The organism is Bradyrhizobium sp. CCBAU 21365 (assembly GCF_015291305.1).
GTDB classification, from domain to species: domain Bacteria; phylum Pseudomonadota; class Alphaproteobacteria; order Rhizobiales; family Xanthobacteraceae; genus Bradyrhizobium; species Bradyrhizobium elkanii.
On sequence record NZ_CP030036.1, the window covers coordinates 7,299,915 to 7,318,903 of the forward strand.

Annotated in this window: 15 protein-coding genes; 6 read left to right on the forward strand and 9 right to left on the reverse strand. The window is 60.1% G+C overall.

Features of this window, described 5'->3' with window-relative positions:
* Nucleotides 1–76: 76 nt before the first annotated feature.
* The 4 genes from XI02_RS45570 (at nt 77) to fabF (ending at nt 3,182) form a co-directional block, all read left to right on the forward strand.
* A complete protein-coding gene (locus tag XI02_RS45570) occupies nt 77–394 on the forward strand; it encodes a hypothetical protein (RefSeq protein WP_244981044.1) in 318 nt (105 codons plus the stop codon).
* 442 nt (nt 395–836) lie between these two features.
* Nucleotides 837–1,418 (forward strand): hypothetical protein, encoded by a 582-nt coding sequence (locus XI02_RS34290; RefSeq protein WP_172647180.1) that lies wholly within the window; start codon nt 837–839, stop codon nt 1,416–1,418.
* Entirely contained in the window at nt 1,411–1,764 is a 354-nt protein-coding gene (locus tag XI02_RS34295; protein WP_172647179.1) for a hypothetical protein, read from the forward strand. The genes XI02_RS34290 and XI02_RS34295 overlap by 8 nt, the downstream gene beginning before the upstream one ends.
* Before the next feature lie 155 nt (nt 1,765–1,919).
* On the forward strand, nt 1,920–3,182 hold the full coding sequence (fabF, locus tag XI02_RS34300) for a beta-ketoacyl-ACP synthase II (protein WP_172647178.1): 1,263 nt from the start codon (nt 1,920–1,922) through the stop codon (nt 3,180–3,182).
* Between the two features lie 90 nt (nt 3,183–3,272).
* Here fabF and XI02_RS34305 read toward each other — a convergent pair whose 3' ends face one another.
* The 4 genes from XI02_RS34305 to XI02_RS34320 all read right to left on the reverse strand — a co-directional run bounded on the left by XI02_RS34305 (nt 3,273) and on the right by XI02_RS34320 (nt 8,449).
* Nucleotides 3,273–4,454, reverse strand: a complete 1,182-nt coding sequence (locus tag XI02_RS34305) for a radical SAM protein (protein WP_172647177.1) — start codon at nt 4,452–4,454, stop codon at nt 3,273–3,275.
* Nucleotides 4,455–4,608: 154 nt separating this feature from the next.
* Nucleotides 4,609–4,998, reverse strand: coding sequence for a hypothetical protein (locus tag XI02_RS34310; protein ID WP_172647176.1), 390 nt, complete (start codon nt 4,996–4,998; stop codon nt 4,609–4,611).
* Between the two features lie 431 nt (nt 4,999–5,429).
* Complete coding sequence (locus tag XI02_RS34315; protein WP_172645836.1) at nt 5,430–5,666, reverse strand: hypothetical protein; 237 nt, start codon at nt 5,664–5,666, stop codon at nt 5,430–5,432.
* Nucleotides 5,666–8,449 carry a UPF0182 family protein gene (locus XI02_RS34320; protein ID WP_172647175.1) on the reverse strand — a complete coding sequence of 928 codons (2,784 nt, stop codon included), beginning with the start codon at nt 8,447–8,449 and terminating at the stop codon, nt 5,666–5,668. Before XI02_RS34320 ends, XI02_RS34315 begins: the two co-directional genes overlap by 1 nt.
* 508 nt (nt 8,450–8,957) lie before the next feature.
* Here XI02_RS34320 and XI02_RS34325 point away from each other — a divergent pair.
* On the forward strand, nt 8,958–9,695 hold the full coding sequence (locus XI02_RS34325; protein WP_172647174.1) for a hypothetical protein: 738 nt from the start codon (nt 8,958–8,960) through the stop codon (nt 9,693–9,695).
* Nucleotides 9,696–10,185: 490 nt separating this feature from the next.
* Nucleotides 10,186–11,361, forward strand: a complete 1,176-nt coding sequence (locus tag XI02_RS34330) for an LLM class flavin-dependent oxidoreductase (protein ID WP_172647173.1) — start codon at nt 10,186–10,188, stop codon at nt 11,359–11,361.
* A 982-nt stretch (nt 11,362–12,343) separates the two neighbouring features.
* Here XI02_RS34330 and XI02_RS34335 read toward each other — a convergent pair.
* From XI02_RS34335 to XI02_RS34355, 5 genes are all read right to left on the reverse strand, one after another.
* Nucleotides 12,344–13,741: an NAD(P)(+) transhydrogenase (Re/Si-specific) subunit beta gene (locus tag XI02_RS34335; protein WP_172647172.1), complete on the reverse strand. Its 1,398-nt coding sequence runs from the start codon at nt 13,739–13,741 to the stop codon at nt 12,344–12,346.
* Nucleotides 13,742–13,785: 44 nt separating this feature from the next.
* Nucleotides 13,786–14,103: a proton-translocating transhydrogenase family protein gene (locus tag XI02_RS34340; protein ID WP_172647171.1), complete on the reverse strand. Its 318-nt coding sequence runs from the start codon at nt 14,101–14,103 to the stop codon at nt 13,786–13,788.
* Between the two features lie 12 nt (nt 14,104–14,115).
* Nucleotides 14,116–15,240 carry a Re/Si-specific NAD(P)(+) transhydrogenase subunit alpha gene (locus XI02_RS34345; RefSeq protein ID WP_172647170.1) on the reverse strand — a complete coding sequence of 375 codons (1,125 nt, stop codon included), beginning with the start codon at nt 15,238–15,240 and terminating at the stop codon, nt 14,116–14,118.
* An 85-nt stretch (nt 15,241–15,325) separates the two neighbouring features.
* Nucleotides 15,326–17,644: a molybdopterin-dependent oxidoreductase gene (locus tag XI02_RS34350; RefSeq protein ID WP_172647169.1), complete on the reverse strand. Its 2,319-nt coding sequence runs from the start codon at nt 17,642–17,644 to the stop codon at nt 15,326–15,328.
* Nucleotides 17,645–17,842: 198 nt separating this feature from the next.
* Nucleotides 17,843–18,967, reverse strand: coding sequence for a transporter (locus XI02_RS34355; protein ID WP_172647168.1), 1,125 nt, complete (start codon nt 18,965–18,967; stop codon nt 17,843–17,845).
* Between the last annotated feature and the right edge of the window lie 22 nt (nt 18,968–18,989).

The following is an 18,989-nucleotide window of genomic DNA, read 5'->3' on the forward strand; positions in this document are numbered from 1 at the left end:
CCAACCCTGTGGGCTCTGCGTCCGACTGAGGAAGTAACCCTCCCTTGCCAATTGCCGGCCTGTCGGGCTTATCACCGTGCAGAACGTGAAGGTGGCGGGCGGCGGCAACGCCATCGTCGGCACCGTCATCCAGCATGCGAACTTGGTCGTGTCGGACCAAGAGCCGGCATCCGCGGCGCGGCGCCGAAGGCTGCGGGCGTCAGGCGAGCGCGTGATGCCGCCGATGCCAGGCAAGACGCGCAGGCACGAGCTATCACATCAGAATAGCCGGCCCGATGCTGGCGAGCCCGCGCTGTGGCGCCAGGACCCGCTGCGGCGGATCTTGCCGCGCGCCGGCGGTGCACGGCAAGACGCGCTGCCGCATGGCGGCGCAAGGGGATCCGGCGCGCCATGAGCAAACCGGAACGCGCGCAAGCACGGCCTGTTCAGCAGGGATGCGATCGAGGAGCGACGGCAGATTCGGGCGTTGTTGGGGGAGGTGCGGAGCTACTGGAAGAGATAAAGTGACTACTTGAACCGAAGGCGCGATTGGGATGGATCGCAGCGGCGGACAATCGAAAGAGGCCAACAAATACAACCGTAAGCGGCTTCGCTGCGCTGTGAATCCTACCAACTTAGCCTCATGCTCGACCAAGTTTATGGGCCTCGCAAGCCGCGGTTTCACGCCGCCTAGGGCTCAAGCAAATGTGTCAGTGGTCTAAGTCGCCCCAAACTAAGCAGTAAATCGCGACGGAAGTTGTAATGCGGCAGTTTGGCACTCCGGACAACTGCGGGTTGACTCTGCACCTAGGGGAGTATTCCACTCAGGGTAGCGCAACCGCTGATGGAGAGCATCTATGCCGACACTTGCGGACATTCACCAAGAAACTAGAGCGCTATGTGATATGAAGTTTGGCTTTGGCGTTAGCTTCGAATTCCTCCAGCACGCAGTCGACTTTGAGATCCAGAAGGTTGCCCAGGGGTCTTTCCTAAAAAACATGCCGTTTCCCTATTCGGGTCTTGCCGTTACCGCTGAAATTCCTTCCGGTTCTATCAAGGTCCGCATTGCAGGTGGAAGTACCGAGTTCACCGTCGACGCAGAAATTCGGATAGCCATTCACATCGATGGTGATCGAAACGCCTTCCTCGCTGAGGACGTAATCACCTATACTAACGGCAAAGCAACGGTTGTGCCCAACCCCAACGGCACAAGACTGCAGTACTCTGCAGGGGCTCATGGCAAATTCACCGTGACTCTTGGCCCCAACCCGGCGAATCTCGATGCACTGCTGACCCAAATTGGAATGGTCGACAGCAATGGGAATCCCGACGTCAATCAGTTCAACCTTTTGCGTAACTATGAAGCGGCGCATAGATCGGGACATCTCAATTCTTCCGACGGAAGAGCGCGAAAGGATCGAGGCAGCAGATGTGAATAGTACGCTGCGCGATCTCAACTTGAATCTGGCTGCAGAAGACGGAGATCAGGGCGTCGATTGGCCTGAAGATCCAGGTCAGGAAACCTCCCCTTTGGACGAACTGCGCGAATGGTATGAAGGACTTAATCCACGCCCAAGCGGGATTGACTTTGATCTCATCCGGGAGGGCGGATTCGGCGGCTCTCCCAACCTGAAGGACGGAGCGCTTCTCAAGAATATAGAGAATGTATATGTAGTTCGAGATTCAGATGTGGTTCGACGCTTTGTGCAGTTTGCAGAGGATAGCTGGAGCAAGGCGCTTCCGGATCTGGAAATGCCAATTGTCGATAGTAATCAGTTTAGGTGATTCCGTCGACCGGAGCGTTGAGAGCGAAGTCAATACCTTGACGTCCGGCCGGTCGAGACAATAGATGACAATCATCATATAAACGCGAACCCGACGCCCGGGCGGTTTCGAATCCTGGCCATGCCGGTTCGCACCAGGGGCGCGACAGGAGCACCATGCGTCGAATTGTTGTGACGGGCCTCGGGACGGTGTCTCCGCTGGGCTGTGGCACCGAACTGGTGTGGTCGAGGCTGCTGGCGGGGCGTTCCGGGCTTACGGCATTGCCGGAGTGGGCGGCGGCGCTGCCGGGGCGCGTCGCCGGCATGGTGCCTGACAAGGCCGGGGATGCCGAGGGCGGGTTCGATCCGGATTCCGCAGCGCCGCGCAAGGACCAGAAGAAGATGGACCGCTTCATCCTGTTCGCGCTGCTGGCAGCAAGCGAGGCCGTGGCGCAGGCCGGCTGGATGCCGGCCGAGGCACTTGCGCAGGAACGCACCGCCACCGTGATCGCATCCGGGATCGGCGGGTTTCCGGCGATCGCGGAGGCCGTGCGCACGGCGGAAAAGAGCGGCCTGCGCCGGCTGTCGCCGTTCACCATTCCCTCCTTCCTGGCAAATCTCGCGGCCGGACACATCACGATCCGCTTCGGCTACAAGGGGCCGATCGGCGCGCCGGTGACCGCCTGCGCCGCGAGCGTTCAGGCGATCGGCGACGGCGCGCGCCTGATCAGGTCGGGCGAGGCCGACGTTGCGATCTGCGGCGGCGCGGAGGCCTGCATCGATCCCGTGAGCCTCGGCGGCTTTGCGGCGGCGCGGGCGCTTTCGACGTCGTTCAACGACACGCCGGCCCGCGCGTCGCGGCCGTTCGACCGCGACCGGGACGGCTTCGTGATGGGCGAAGGCGCGGGCGTGCTCGTCATCGAGGAGCTCGAACACGCGCTTCGGCGCGGCGCGGAACCGATCGCCGAGCTCATCGGCTACGGCACGACGGCGGACGCCTATCACATCACCGCAGGTCCCGAAGACGGCGACGGCGCCCGGCGTGCGATGGAGGCGGCGCTGCAGCAGGCCGGCTTGCGGCCCGGCGAGATCCAGCATCTCAACGCGCATTCGACATCGACGCCGGTCGGCGATCTCTCCGAGCTGGAGGCGATCAAGCGCGTGTTCGGGCGCGCGGGAGGAATTGCGGTCAGCGCGACCAAATCGGCGACAGGGCATCTGCTCGGCGCCGCCGGCGGCATCGAGGCGATCTTCACCATCCTGGCGCTGCGCGACCAGGTCGCGCCGCCGACGCTCAATCTGGAGCACGCCGATTCCGCAGCACAGGGCATTGACCTCGTCGCGAACGTTGCGCGGCCGATGGCCATCGAGCACGCGATCTCGAACGGTTTTGGATTTGGCGGCGTCAACGCCAGCCTGGTGTTTCGACGGTGGTCCTGAGGCGGCCGGGCTTTGCGCGCAATGGACAGATACCGCGCGTGTCGCGTCATCGACGGATGAAAAGCGGAGCTAGCGATTGACTAGAATTGCTTAACCGCCCGCCGCCGCGTTGCGCACGCCGATCCGTTCCCCGTCCTGCTTGCGGACGTAGAGATGACGTTCCAGCACGGATTGCATGTTCTCGAACATCGAATAGAGATCGTCGCAATAAACCGACGGATTGTCGAAACCGTTCTTCCTGGAGAAGCGGTGCGGAAGATAGCCTCCGCCGCAGGCGTTCATGAACTTGCACTGCCGGCATTTCTCGCAAAGATTGACTGACGCATCGCGTGCGGCCTTCCAGCGCGGCTCGGTCCTGACGTCGTCGATCGCGTGATCGAAGATGTTGAACCTCGTGTTGGTGAAACCGTCACCCGCAATTCGCAGCACGTCGTGGGCCTCCACCGTGCCGTCGGTCATGACCGTGCAAAGCTCGACCGGCTTGTGGCCCACGCCTTCGGTCGGCGCGTTGTTGCCGATCAGGGCCGCGACCATGTCGGAAATGATGCGAACATTCGATGTCGGCGTCGTGCGATTGGCTTCCAGCCACAGGTCGAAAAGACCGTTATAGAACGGGGCAATGGACGACGGCTTCTCGTCCACCGTCGCGTCGGGAATCATGATGTCGTAGTTGGAGATGCCGCACGCCGCGAAAAAATCCGCATACTCCTGCGGCGCGTAGGCCGGGTTGCAGACCGCGAGGGCGATCACGCCGATGTCGCGCGAGACCAGCATGCGGGCGGCACGTTCCACAGCGGCATGGGTGCCGGTGCCTTGAAACGTCCTGCGGTGAGCGTCGTGAATATGTGCCGGCCCATCGATGCTTATCGCCACCGAAATATTGCGGGCCTCGAAGCAGTCGAGCCATTCATCGTCGATCAGGACGCCATTGGTGGTCACCGCGATGGGGATCTCGCAGCCGGTCCGGGATGTAACGCCCTCGCAGGCCTCGGCAAAACGGTGAAAATTGTCGACGCCCCAAAGCAGCGGCTCACCGCCGTGCAGGATCACGGGAAAGTCGACGAGGGAGTATCTGGCGACGTGTTGCTCGAGGCGCAGCAACAGCTGCTGCAGCACCTCCGCACTCATCAGCTTGGGCTTGTCATAGACCGCCGCATCGCGAAACCAGTAGCAATAGGAGCAATCGATGTTGCACCTCGCCGCTACCTTGACCAGCAACTGCGTGATCGGCTGCTCCTGGAACGCGACGGAATTTGAAGCGTCAACCGACATGCGGATACCGGCAAGCTGCGATCGGGCTAGATCATGATGCGTTTGCACGGAATCGCATCATGATCTCATTTGTTTGCTTGAGCATGATCTCCGCGCAAACGCGTCCCGCGTTTGTCGCGAGGGAAAACCGGTTTCCACTTTTCCGGATCATGCTCTAGTAGCCCCTGACGAAGCCGCCTCGTCGGAACGCGCCTGCTCCGGGATAATATCCGCCGGCCCTGCGAAATGCGCCGGCGCCCGGATAGTAGCCGCCGCCTCTGCGAAAGCCGCCCGCATAGGGCCCTCTGGCAAAGGCCCCGCGTCTGAAATAAACCTGAGTTGCCTCAGGCTGTTCGGAAACCACCCCCAGCTGCAAGACGTCCTGAGAGCTCTGATCCTGAAAGCTCTGTTCTTGAGGGCTCTGTTCCTGAGCGCTCTGTTCCCGAAGGCTCTGCTCGCGCACACCACTCAGCAATGCGTCGATACCCTGATGATCGCTTTCGATTGTCGCACCCGGCCCGTGCAGTTGCAGCAGGCTCGCCAAGACCGTCAGCGTAATCGCCATCGTCGAGCTCCTTTTCGCGATATGACAATCGAACGAAATGTCGGCGCGTGCCTTACGCCGGTCGAGCAACTGAAAGTATAGCAGCGGATTTGCGGCGGAGTCTAGCTATCGCGTCCGCGCCGCTCGGTTCGCACGGGGTGAACGACCAGGGCACGCTCGCGCGCGAGCCCGTTCCGAACGACCTGCGCAATCGCTCATGCCGGTGATCGCGGCCCACGGCACCGCGCAATCTGAATCGAGAGCCGTAGGCACGTGCTCGAAATCGCCGCTTTTGGGTGCCGAAGCGGGTCAGTTCCTGGTTTGCGGATGAGGGCTCAATGGCGCGCCACTGAGAACAAAACTGCGAACTCTTATATCATTGAAATTGCGATATAAAATTCGAGCGGCCTGGCCCGCTGGCTTTGCCGCAGGTCACCGGGCCTTCATCCACCTCACGCCTTCAGGATCGCATCGATCAACAGCTTGGCCACCGTGAACGCCGACTGCGCCGGCCCCTCTTCCGACTGCTGGCCGGTGACGTAGATGCCTTCGATCAGCAACAGCAGGGCGTCGCCGAGCACGGCCGGGTGGCGCGCGCCCATGCTAGCTGCGAGCTCGCGCAGGCGCTTGCGAAAGACCTTCTTGTGCGCTTCGGCGACCTGGCGCCGCGTTCTGACGGGGTTGGGCACTAATGGCCGACCGGACGTCGGTTCATTTCCTCCAGGAGCTCGCGCATTGCGTCGAACTGCGTGCCAAAGCCTTTCCAATCGCCGGAGCGCAATCGTTCAACGGCCTGATTGTAGCGATCGAGCGCCTCCCTTGCCTGACCTGTCGACGGGCCTGCGACAGGCGTTTCCCCATTTGTGCTCGAGACCGGCCGCGCCCCGCCAGGCTCGATGAACAACGCGGACAAGGCCTCGCCGAGCGTCTCCTTCATCACCACATGTTCACCATAGGCTGCGATCACACGCTTTAGTTCCGGCAGGTGTCCGTGCTCCGCGCGCAAATAGAGCGGCGATACATACAGGATCGAGTTCTCGATCGGGATCACAAGCAAGTTCGCGCCGCGTATCACCCGCGAACCCATCTGATTCCATAGCGTGATTTGTTGCGATATCTCGGTACTCTGGTTGATCCGCGCCTCGATCTGGAACGGCCCGTAGACGAGCTTCTCCTTGGGAAATTCGTAGACGATCAGCTTGCCGTAGTCGGGCGCGTCACAGCGCGCGGCGAGCCACGCGATCATGTTGTCGCGGCGGCTGGGCACCATGGGAAGCATGAGGAAGAACTCGGCCTGCGGCTCTCCGGGCAGCCGCATGACGATGTAGTACGGCGCCATCGTTGCAATGCCGCCGCCGCCTGGCTGGCGCGGGAATTGCCACAGATCCTCGCGGTTATAGAAAACGTCCGCGGCTTCCATATGGTAGGTCTGATAGAGCCGCGCCTGGATCAGGAACAGGTCCTCGGGATATCGAATGTGCTTCTGCAAGTCCGCAGGCATCGCCTCGAACGGCTTGAACAAGCCCGGAAAGATACGCTGATAGGTCGCCGCGACCGGGTCGCCGGTGTCCATGAGGTAAAAATCGACGGTCCCATGATAGGCATCGATGATGATCTTCACTGAATTGCGAATGTAGTTGAGATCGAAATCTTGCGCTGGCTGGGAAGCGGGGAAATAGGAACTGACCGTGTAGCCGTCCTGCATCCAGAACATCCGCCCATTGCTGATGACCAGATAAGGATCGTGATCGAGCCTGAGGAACGGGGCGATCGTTTGGACCCTTTCCCCGATATTGCGTCGGATCATGATCCGACTGTCGGTGGTGATGTAGCTTGAGAGCAGCAGGTTCGGGTCATTGAAATAGTAGGCAAACAGGCCTCTCCACACCGCCGCTCCGATCGGAATGCCACCCGTGCCGTCATAAGCCGCGTAGACATTGTCTTTTCCCTTCGGATAGTCGAACTCAGGTGTGCTCCCCTTGACGATGACGTAGTTGTCGCTCTGTTCGCTGTAGTAGATGCGCGGCTCGTGGATCTTGGGGCCTCCATCCGCGACGGGAGGGATGTCCCGCAAATAGAGCAGCGGCAGTCCTTCAGTGCTCTTGCGCGTGACCGGGCTCATCACCGCGCCATTGCCATGAGTAAACAGCACGTGGCGGTTGACCCATGTCTGGGCGTTCGGCGGCAGCAGGGAGGGCCGCAGCTCGCGTGCCGAGAGCATCACGCTTTGATAGGAGCCGTCGAGCCAGTAGCGATCGACGTCAAGATCATGGAATTTGTAGTAGGTGCGGATCTCCTGCAGCTGCGCGTAGGTGTCCGACAGGGGCAGCCAGTCCCACAGCCTGATATTATCGATTGTCGCCTTGTTGGCGTCGAGCGTCTTGGAGGTAAGCTTCTGTTCGGCGGCAAACGGCCTGGCTGCAATCTTGTCCAGATTGTAGGCCTGCCGGGTGAGCGCAATGTTGCGCTCGATGTAGGGCTTCTCCAGATCCAGCTCGCTTGGTTTGACGAAGAATTGCCGGACCAGAACGGGAGCCAAGCCGGACAGCACCCAGGTGCCGATGACGACGAGCAGGAACGCGGCGACAGGAAGCCGGTAGCTGCGAGTCCGCAAGTTCGCCCATGCGGTGAGAGCCGCGACGGTCGAAAGTCCGATCATCAGCCACAGGGCCGGCAGCCCCACATGGACATCGGTGTAACTTGCGCCGACGACCACGCCGTTGTCGCCGTAGAGCAGCAGATAGCGATCGAGACCATAGGACCAGGCCTTCACCGCGAAGAAGAGACCGAGCAGCGCCGAGCCGTGGCCAATCACGGTCGGCGACATTGAATGGTGGTGAGGGTCGTATTCGATATCGCCGTGAGCCCAGTAGATCGCTCCGGCGACAAGCGCACTCAGAGCGAGCGTGAGCATCATCCAGTTCTTGATCAGGATATAGGCGGGCAACGAGAACAGATAGAAGCCGATATCCTTGCCGTAGAGCGGATCGTCAGCGCCATATGGCACCTGATAGAGAAACCGCAGGAAGGTGTCCCAGTTGCCCGCTTCGGCCGCTGCGACGAGAAAGGCGAGCAGGACAGCCCCGCCCGCGATCATCGAGCGCCACGGCAAGCGATCGCGCCACTGTGCAAGCGGATCCGGCGGCGCGCTGCCCGCGGCCGGCCACACCGCAGCCGCCGCAAGCTGTGTCGACTGCTTGCCGGCGACACGCAGCGCGAGCCACCCGTTCACCCAAAGTACGAGAGCAGTTGCTGTCCAGGTCGCGACAAAGACGGCGGCTTTGGCGCCGATCGTTATCCAGAACACCTGCAGATAGCCGACCGACGAAAACCATAGCCAGTCGACCAGGAAATCGCTCGCGAGCGCGAGCAGGATCAGGCAAATCGTCATGACGACAGCCGCAACGATCAGCCCGACCACGCCGCATAGCCGTGGTGCCTTGCGTTGGGGTCCGGCAATCCGGATTGTCATGCGCCTGATCATAGCGGAAATGACGGGCATCCGCCGCTTGATTCGGGCCGGGATTGCCCCCACGGCGAGGGACGCATGTGGGCGAAGCCCCGGCGCGCGCGGAACTACGCAAAGCGGAAAGCTCGGCTGATGCTGCCGACGCAATCAGTCAGTCATCGCCCGAGATAGCGCTGCGGCTGCGCAGCCGTATCGTACAATGTGGTGCTATGGCGCCAGACTTGGCGCTCCCTAGGGGACGGCGCGAACTTAGCAAACACAAACACTTAGCCGATAATTTGGGAACTTCCTCGAGCATTGAAACTCAAAGCGTTTCTGAGGTCACCCCCAAATTAAAATTCGAACCGCTACGGCATTCTGTTTACTTAGGCCGTCAGCGGTTGGGCGGGTACGAGCGCGTCTCGGTGACCCTGTACGCTGCCCACGATGCGCTGAACCGGCCACTGGGGCGCTTCGCTAGGCGCCGCGACGCTTGGTCCGCTGTTAGCCAAGCGGCCTCCGGGGCGGCCCAATGAGCGCCCTCTCCACTGCAGCGGCGGCATTTTACACATTCATCAATGCCGCTACCTCGCCTGAGGAACTGAATGCGCTTTTGGATGCCCTCTGGCGCCGCCACTGGCCCGCTGGAACGTTCACCGGTGATGAAGCCCAGTTTCTCGCTGAGGCCATTCAGAAGCGGAAACCAGACCGCGGGATCGTTGCGAAATCGCCCATCGGCGAACTCCGTGCGCGCGTGTCCTCGCGTTTTGCGACCCGGCAACGGCCGCGTTCATCCAATCGCCAGGCCTCACGTGACCGGCGGCGCACGCTGGGCAGTTCGTCATCCATGCCGCCTGCAATGAGGGCAATGTTCACTGAAGGACAGCGCGCTGTGCTCGCCATCGTGGCCGGCGAGATCAAACATCATGGCGTTTGTGACTTGCCCTACGACAAGATCGCGGCCGTCGCAGGAGTATGTCGAACGACTGTGCAAACAGCCATGCATGAAGCCCGCCGGTTGGGCTTCCTTCACATCACTGAGCGACCTCAAAGGGGACAGAAGAATCTCACGAACCTTATCCGCATCACATGCGTCGAATGGGTGACGTGGATTAAGCGGGGACCTGCGGCTCACCGACCTGCAACCTACGGATTGCCCGTAGCTGGTCGGATAGGGTCCAAAGCGGTGAAAATGGTGAGCCCCACGAAGAACAGAGATTTAAGAAAGGAAGAGGCTTTGCAAGTAATATGCGGTGGAAGCTTGCTCTAGAAGATCTATCTTCATTGGGGGAGGTCAAGCTCGCATCGCGTCTAAACATTGGCGAAGGTTGACGAATCCGATCTTCCACACCGCTGGGCCGGCGTTGGGTGGTTGGATTGGTCTTGCGGTGCGCGACGCGAAGGCGGCTGGAACGGTTCCGCGAGAGATCCTCATGCCGCGTTCGAAGCAATCATCGCAGGGGATTTGCAGGGCCGCCGCAGGAAACTGTGTTCGAGACACATACGCTCGGCGTGTAGCGTCGCTGTCGCCGTCAATCGGCGGACAATCCAGCACAGGCGGCCCAGAGGCTTTCCGCGGCAGATTGGTCCGCAGTCTGGCGAACAGCCTGCGACCGCCGTTTTGACCCGGATGACAACGCTGCAGGGAACGGTTATCGTGTCGATCCAATCCCCTGTCAGGGAACGGCGGATCAAGCGGCAGCTTGACTCGGATCAGAAGGCCAATGAAGGCCCAATCATAGAGACGGAGGAATGTGTCAATGAGCCAGCGCCTGCGCTTCGGCATCTTTCTCGCGCCCTTCCATAAGCCCGGCATCAACCCAACGCTCGCATTGCAGAGCGATCTCGATCTTATTCAATGGCTGGACCGCTGCGGCTATGATGAAGCCTGGCTCGGCGAGCATCACTCCGCTGGCACTGAGATTTCGGCCTCTCCAGAAATCATGATAGCGACGGCGGCCGAGCGCACGCGTCACATCAAACTCGGCACCGGCGTGACCAGCATTTCGTATCACAACCCGCTGTGGGTCGCTGAGCGCATCGTCCTCCTTGACCATTTGACGCGCGGGCGTGCGATGCTCGGCCTCGGCCCTGGCTCGCTTCCGACCGACGGCGTCATGATTGGGCTACAACAGAGTCAGACACGTGGGCTGCTCGAAGATGGCGTTGCCATCATCACGAAGCTTTTGACCAGCGACGAACCGGTCACATTCAAAAACGATCGCTGGGACCTGCGCGAGGCGCGGCTGCACCTGCGGCCTTACTCCAACCCACTCTTCGACGTTGCCGTCGCTGCCGTAGCGTCTCCTACTGGCGCCAAGCTTGCCGGCCGATATGGCCTAGGCATGCTGTCGGTGGGCGCCACTACCGCCGCCGGCTTTGATGCACTGGCGCTGCACTGGGATGTACTGACCGCCGAGGCGAAGGCCCATGGCAAGACCGCTGACCGGAACAAGTGGCGACTTGTTGGCTTGTGTCACATCGCGGAAACCAAAGAGCAGGCATATCGCGACGTGGAATACGGCATCGAGCATTGGTTCCGCTACTTCCAGCAGGTCGCTGCATTCCCGCAAATGGCAGTGGTCGGCAACTCGGTTGCCGAAATGATCGAGTTTATCAACGGCTCTGGCCTTGGTGCTATCGGGACACCGGACGCGTGCGCCGCCCAGATCGAGCGGTTGTGGCAACAATCAAACGGCGGCTTTGGCGCCTATCTCCTCTTGGCGCACAACTGGGCCAATCCTTCAGCAACAATGCGCAGCTACGAACTTATCGCACGCGAGGTCATGCCGCAGTTCCAGGGGCACGCGCAGGCGACGATTGATGCTGCTCGCCGCGCCAAGGAGGTCCGCGAAAGCCTCGCGGCGGCACAGGCGCAAGCCGTCGAAGATGCCCGAGCGCGCTATGGCGCGGAGGTGGCCAAGCGGCCGGCTTGAGTTATTCGACAGGATTGCTTCCACACTCCGACGCACCATCCGCCGGATCTACAGGTTTGCCGCGCCGTCGGAGTGGGGGGCGGTCAGAACTCTAGTATTTGATGTCGGCCGACCGGCTGACCTGGTTCGCGCGCAGAACCGTGGAATTAAATACAAAAAGCCCACCTCACACTTTGATGGCCGACGAGGGGTGGGGGTGGGTAATTCCTCAGCGATATTCAGTCCTCGGACCGGCCTCACTCTCACTCAGGGATTTTTTTCTGCCAGCTCGAGATTTTTGCTGATGTCCAAGCGGTCAACCCGCGTTGCGATTTCCGATCCTGGCTGAAAACGGCTGTTAAGCTAGATACTTAGACCGTCACCTTCACCGAAGCGCGTGCGACCCAGCTGAACTTCGCGCCATTAAATTTCCGGACGATTCTTGCCTAGCGCAAAAAGTGGCAACAGCCCGGCTTCCCTGCCACCCGCATGGTCTCCCGGCTGTGGTCGCGGTCCAATCGCGAAGTCTTCGATAGCTTCGATGGAGCAAGCCGGCTACCTTTCATCCTCAATCATTCTGCCTGCCTCAACGAACCTGGTCACCGCCCTCCAACCGGCAATAAAGCAAAAGTTGATTCCGCGAAGTTGGCGGGCATTGCCCGGATGCGTTCATCATGGGCGTCGATGATGACCGATAGATCGACCATCCCAGACAAAGGCGGGTGCGCTTGTGAATGTCAGCGCAGCAAGCCCGGTGGGCGGTCAGGCTGCATCGGGTACTTCCCTAGCCAATCCCTGCGGCCCAAACGCGCCCGAAACAATCGCCAGAGGAGAGGTACGCTAGCGATTGCTGAGGCAATTGCGGACGTCAAACCAGATTGAATTGCGCCGAAAACGCAGTGACTAAAGCGGCGGCGGACTCGTATCATCTGCCCAACGGTATGCAAGCGGCGTGCTCTTCATGGATAAAATCGAAGAAGCAAACGACTTCGATTCACTTCTATCACATCGCCTTGACGATGTTCTCGGTGACCTTCTTGGCGTCGCCGAGCAACATCATGGTGTTGTCGCGGTAGAACAGCGGATTGTCGATGCCGGCATAGCCCGAGGCCAGCGAGCGCTTGATGAACATCACGGTACCGGCCTTCCAGACCTGCAGCACCGGCATGCCGTAGATCGGCGAGGTCTTGTCCTCTTCGGCGGCCGGGTTGGTGACGTCGTTGGCGCCGATCACGAAGGCGATGTCGGCCTGCGCGAACTCCGAGTTGATGTCCTCGAGCTCGAACACCTCGTCATAGGGCACGTTGGCTTCGGCGAGCAGCACGTTCATGTGGCCGGGCATGCGGCCCGCCACCGGGTGAATGGCGTATTTCACCTCGACGCCTTCCTTCTTCAGCATGTCGGCCATCTCGCGCAGCGCGTGCTGGGCCTGCGCCACCGCCATGCCGTAGCCGGGCACGATGATGACCTTGGAGGCGTTCTTCATGATGAAGGCCGCATCATCAGCCGAGCCGAGCTTGGCGGGCTTCTGCTCGCCCGAGCCGCCGCCGGCCGCCGCGGTCTCGCCGCCGAAGCCGCCGAGGATCACCGAGATGAACGAGCGGTTCATCGCGTGGCACATGATGTAGGACAGGATCGCACCCGACGAGCCGACCAGCGCGCCGGTGATGATCAGCGCCGAGTTGCCGAGCGTGAAGCCGATGCCGGCCGCGGCCCAGCCGGAATACGAGTTCAGCATCGAGATCACGACCGGCATGTCGGCGCCGCCGATCGGGATGATCATTAGCACGCCGAGCGCCAGCGCCAGGATCGTGATCATCCAGAAGTCGAACGCGCTGCCGGACATGACCAGGCCGACGATGAACACGACCAGCAGGACGGCGAGCACGATGTTAATGGCGTGACGGAACGGCAGGATGATCGGCGCGCCGCTCATCCGTGCGGAGAGCTTCAGGAACGCGATCACCGAGCCGGTGAAGGTCAGCGCGCCGATCGCGACGCCGAGCGACATCTCGACCAGGCTCTGCGGATGGATGTTGCCGGGCGTGCCGATGTCGAACGCCTCGGGCGCGTAGAACGCGCCGGCGGCGACCAGCACCGCGGCCATGCCGACCAGCGAGTGGAACGCGGCGACCAGCTCCGGCATCGAGGTCATCGGCACCCGGCGCGCGATCACGGCGCCGATGCCGCCGCCGATCGCGACCGCGACAATCACCAGCAGCCAGGCTACGCCGTCGGCCGGCGGATGGCTCGCCAGCGTGGTGGCGACGGCGATCGCCATGCCGATCATGCCGAACATATTGCCCTGGCGCGACGACGCCGGGCTCGACAGGCCGCGCAGCGACAGGATGAACAGCACCCCCGCCACGAGGTACAACAGTGCAGAGAGATTGGCGCTCATCTCAGGTCCCCCCAAATTCTAAACTCACCCCGAGGTGGTTGCCGTTACTTGGCTTTCTTCTTGTACATCGCCAGCATGCGCTGGGTGACCAGGAAGCCGCCGAAGATGTTCACGCAGGCGAAGATCAGCGCGACGAAGCCGAAGCCGCGGGCCCAGCCCGAACCGCTCGACACCATGCCGACGCCGACCGCGAGCAGCGCGCCGACCACGATCACCGACGAGATCGCGTTGGTCACGCTCATCAGCGGGGTGTGCAGCGCCGGCGTCACCGACCACACCACGAAATAGCCGACGAACACGGCGAGAACGAAAATCGACAGCCGGAACACGAACGGATCAACGGCCTGCGCGAGATGGTCCATGGCTTTCTCTCCTTATTTCGGCTGGAAGTTGGGATGGATGACGGCGCCGTCCTTGGTCAGCGCGGTGGCCTTCACCAATTCGTCGTCCCAATTGACCGCGAGAGCCTTGTTGGCCTTGTCGACCATGGTCTCGATGAACGAGAACAGATTGCGCGCATACAGGCTCGAGGCCGAAGCCGCGACGCGGCCGGCGACGTTGGTGTAGCCGACGATCTTGATGCCGTCGGCGTCGACAACCTCGCCGGGCCTGGCGCCCTCGACATTGCCGCCGCGCTCGACCGCGAGATCGACCAGCACCGAGCCCGGCTTCATCGATTTCACCATTTCGGCGCTGACGAGCTTCGGCGCCGGACGTCCGGGGATCAGCGCGGTGGTAATCACGATGTCCTGCTTCTTGATGTGCTCGGCGGTCAGCGCGGCCTGCTTGGCCTGGTACTCCTTGGACATCTCCTTGGCGTAACCGCCGGCGGTCTGCGCGTTCTTGAACTCCTCGTCCTCGACGGCGAGGAATTTTGCGCCGAGCGATTCGACCTGCTCCTTGGTCGCGGGCCGCACGTCGGTCGCGGTGACGACCGCGCCGAGGCGGCGCGCGGTCGCGATCGCCTGCAAACCGGCGACGCCGACGCCCATCACGAACACCTTTGCGGCAGGAACGGTGCCGGCCGCGGTCATCATCATCGGGAAGGCGCGGCCGAACGCTTCGGCGCCCTCGATCACCGCGCGGTAGCCGGCCAGATTGGCCTGCGAAGACAATACGTCCATCACCTGGGCGCGGGTGATGCGCGGCATCAGCTCCATCGCGAAGGCGGAGACGCCGGCATCGGCCATCGCCTTCAGCGCCGCGTCATTGCCGTAGGGATCCATGATCGCGATGACCAGCGCGCCACGCTTGTACTTGGCGAGCTCGGACGCCTCGGGCCGCTTCACCTTGATGACGATTTCGGCGTCCTTGAGCGCGTCGGCGCTGACGCTGGCGCCCGCCGCGGTGAACTCCGAATCGGGCAGTCCCGACTTGATGCCCGCACCCGGCTCCACCACCACCTCAGCGCCCAGCGCCTTGAACTTCTTGATGGTGTCGGGCGAGACCGCAACGCGCGGCTCGGACGGATCGATTTCCTTCGCAACGGCAATCTTCATTTTCTTTCACACTCTTGACTATTGCCACCAAGCGAACCGACGAGCCGGGTGAAGAACACGAGCCATCTTGCCCTTCATTGGGAAGCTAACTACTCACAATTTGCGGTCGCTCGAATGCGGTTACTGGAGGCGCGCGATCATACTTAACGATATTGACGAGAGCTGTTTGCGCGACCGATCCCTGCGACAGCTTTGACGTTCCGACTTCCATCGTCACAACATTGGGATTTCCGTGCTTCTCGAGCGTGCCGGGCTTTCCGCCTTCCTCAGGATCATACCAGGCGCCCGTTGCGATTTGAACAACCCCCGGCACTAGATGATCTGAAACTGCCGCCGCCGCTAGAAATTCGCCTCTATCGTTGAAGACTTTAACAATGTCTCCAGCCTCAATGTCGCGTACCGCGGCATCTGCTGGATGAATTACTATCGGTTCTCGATCTTTGATCTTGCTTGCGCGACTGACCGCACCAGGATCGAGTTGGCTATGAAGACGCGTGGCAGGTTGATTAGAAAGTAGATGAAGCGGAAACCGCTTTGCCGTCCTGCTGCCCAACCACTCTGCAGGCTCAAGCCACATAGGGTGTGGAGGACAATCGTCGTAGCCGTATCCAGCGATCGTCGCTGAAAATATCTCAATCTTTCCGGATGCTGTCGCCAAACGATTCCGCACTGGGTCCGCCCGAAATTCCCTCAAGACGCTCGGCGCAACGGCCGGTGCAGGAAACTCGTACCGTCCAACGGACCAAAATTGGTCGAATTCTGGCGGACTAAACCCACGATCCCGGGCTTTCTTTTGAGCGATTTCATACATGTGACGAAGCCAGCCTAGCTCGTCTCGCCCTTCCGTGTATTCACGAAGCAATCCCAATTGTTGTGCGACATCCGCTAGGATGTCAAAATCGTTTCTCGCGCCACCCACCGGTTCGACCACCTTATGCATAGCGATCCAGTACCGTTGATGTTCGTTGGCCAAAATGTCATTTCGCTCCATGGTCGTTGTAGCTGGCAAGACAATATCGGCGTGCTTTGCCACTGGATTCCACCACGGTTCGTGAACAACGACGGTTTCGAGACGCTGCCATCCTTGAAGAAATTTGTTCAGATCCGAGTTGTGATGAAACGGATTCCCTCCGATCGAATACAGAAGCTTGATGTCCGGGAACGTGATCTGCTCTCCAAAACATTCGATCTTCTTACCCGGGTTTAGCAACATGTCACCGACCCTACCGACCGGCACGAATTTTCTGATAGGGTTCTGACCGAGGGGAAGTGTTGGACGAGGCATTCCCTCGACCCTGGGGGCGGTGAGGCCGTTAACAGCTCCGAGTCCCAGACTAAATCCACCACCGGGAAGGCCAATTTGGCCAAGGATCGCTGCGAGCGTGACGGCCATCCACACCGGTTGCTCGCCATGATCAGCTCGCTGAATCGACCAACTCGCAGCTATTAACGTTCGATGCGACAGCATTCTGTGCGCAAGCTGCTCGATGGCTTCGGCTGAGACACCTGTGATTGCCGCGGCCCACATCGCAGACTTCGGTACGCCGTCTGTCTCTCCCAACAAGTACGCTTCAAACTTTTCGTAGCCTTCGCAATAACGTGATAGAAACTCTCGATTATGAATATCGCGGCAAACTAATGCGTAGGCTAGCCCCAGCATTAGCGCTACGTCGGTATTTGGACGAATTGGCATCCAGTCCGCGTACGCCTCCTCAGGTGAATCGGCTCGCGACGGGCTGACGTTGACAAATCGGACGCCCGTACTGGATGCCCGCGCATATCCTGATACACCTTCATGTACGACGGCGCCCCCCGCATCAATCTGCGCATTTTTTGCAGACGCTCCTCCAAACAGCACCACCAATTCAGTCGACGAGACAATCTCCTCCCAAGATAAACAAAGCTCGGTAATATCCGACCTTCCAAGGATGTACGGCATAACTCCAAGTGCCGCGCCAAAGCTATGATTACCGCGTTTGTCTACGTAGCCGCCATGCAACCCCAGGAGACGCTTCAATACACTGGGCCCATGGTGAAGCCGGCCGGCACTCGCCCATCCATAAGAACCACCATATATGGCTTCACATCCGAAATCGGCCTTTACTCTCCCCAATTCTCCAGCAACCATCGCGAGCGCACGGTCCCACGAAACCGGAACAAATGAATCGCCTCCCCTCTTCCGGGCTCCTTTCTCACCGCCGCGGAGATAGCCCAGTCTCACATAGGGTTGGTCAATGCGCAGAGGACTGCGAACGAGTTCTGGGAGACATTGAAGATACGTAGCCGGATATGGATCACCATCGAACGGTGTAACGCTAAACAACTCTCCCTTAGGATCGGCCTCGACGTTGTAAACTCCCCAATGCGACGCTGTTTGAATGAAGCGGCGACCATCGACCGACATTGAATTCTCCTCGAGTTGATATGCGATGCGACCAATCCGGTACGCCTATCATTTCGACGAATGCGCACCCGGACCAACTGCCAAGAGATGCAGAACAGCAAAAAGCGGCAACCTGTAACGGAGTTCGAACGGAGCCATCACCAACCAGCGCCACCATGGGCGACGCAGAAGTAACTGCGTTGCCCATGCGCCGCCGGTTTAGTCTTTTACGAAGCGCTGCTTGTTCGTCGGCTCGTCGGGCGCCCAAATTCTGAACGATGTCTTTAGGAAGATCGTCGACCCGGTCGGAGCGTTGATCGCGTCTCTGGAATAAAAGCCGTTCGCATAGATTAATTTCATATCAATGGGCCCGAAGTTGTATCCTACGAGCAATCCCACTCCGATATTGACGTCCTTCCCACATGTGGGCAGCTTGGCGTTTCTCAGCTCCTGGCACGTCCACGCCGCGGACGTCGCTGGATTGATCCCCCCCGGCGCGTCATCTGTTGTTTGAAATTTGAAGAAGCCAACTGGACCAACTTCCCATTTGTCAAACTTCTTCGTGGCAGTCCAATCGAGGTAAAGGTAATTGCCCGTTGTATATCCGCGGCCAGGATTGGCTGATCCTGTCAGGAAGAGCGACGTAGCCGGCAACGTGGCCGGATTTCGGGCGATGATTTGGTACAGGCCAGTATTCCCGCGTGAGGCTGTATTGATGTCGTAGACAAAGCTGGCGGTTAAATTCCATCCGTCGCCGAGGTAACTGAACGCCCAGTGCGGCCTGATTGTCCAATAGTCAGGCACCAATGAACCGGCAAAAGTGGTTCCGGACGGGACAACGACTCCCAATCCCGCAGCAAAATAGTATGCGCCACCAAACTTCCATGAGAAGTTGAGCGGATTAATGTAGGTATTTCCGATCTCGAAATCGAGAATGTTGCCGTAGACCGGGGAAAGTCCCGGACCTCCACCGGCCGGATAAGGAAGCGAGGTGGCCGACGCTTGATAACCAGTCTGCTGAATAGTTGGAAAGTAATCTCCGCCTAGGAACTGCAAACCCGTTCCCCAAGTCAAATTGACTGAGTCAATGGCGGCATTGTAGCGCGACTTGCATCCGTCCCCGCAGCTGGAGTTACCATTTCCTGATGCCATGGGAATGTAAGTGAAGGTATTTGTAAAATACACGCCAGGAGGCGGCGCGGTCGCGACCGTCGCACCCATCGTGCTGCCGGCCAGAAAGTTTCCGAAATTCCCCGGCTCAGTCGCCAAGCTCTTTTGCGTATTCGCTGCTAACGCGAGCGCAGCAGCTAATGACAATAGAATTGCCGTCGTCGTTTTCGTCATAGCGTCCCCCATGAGTATGAAC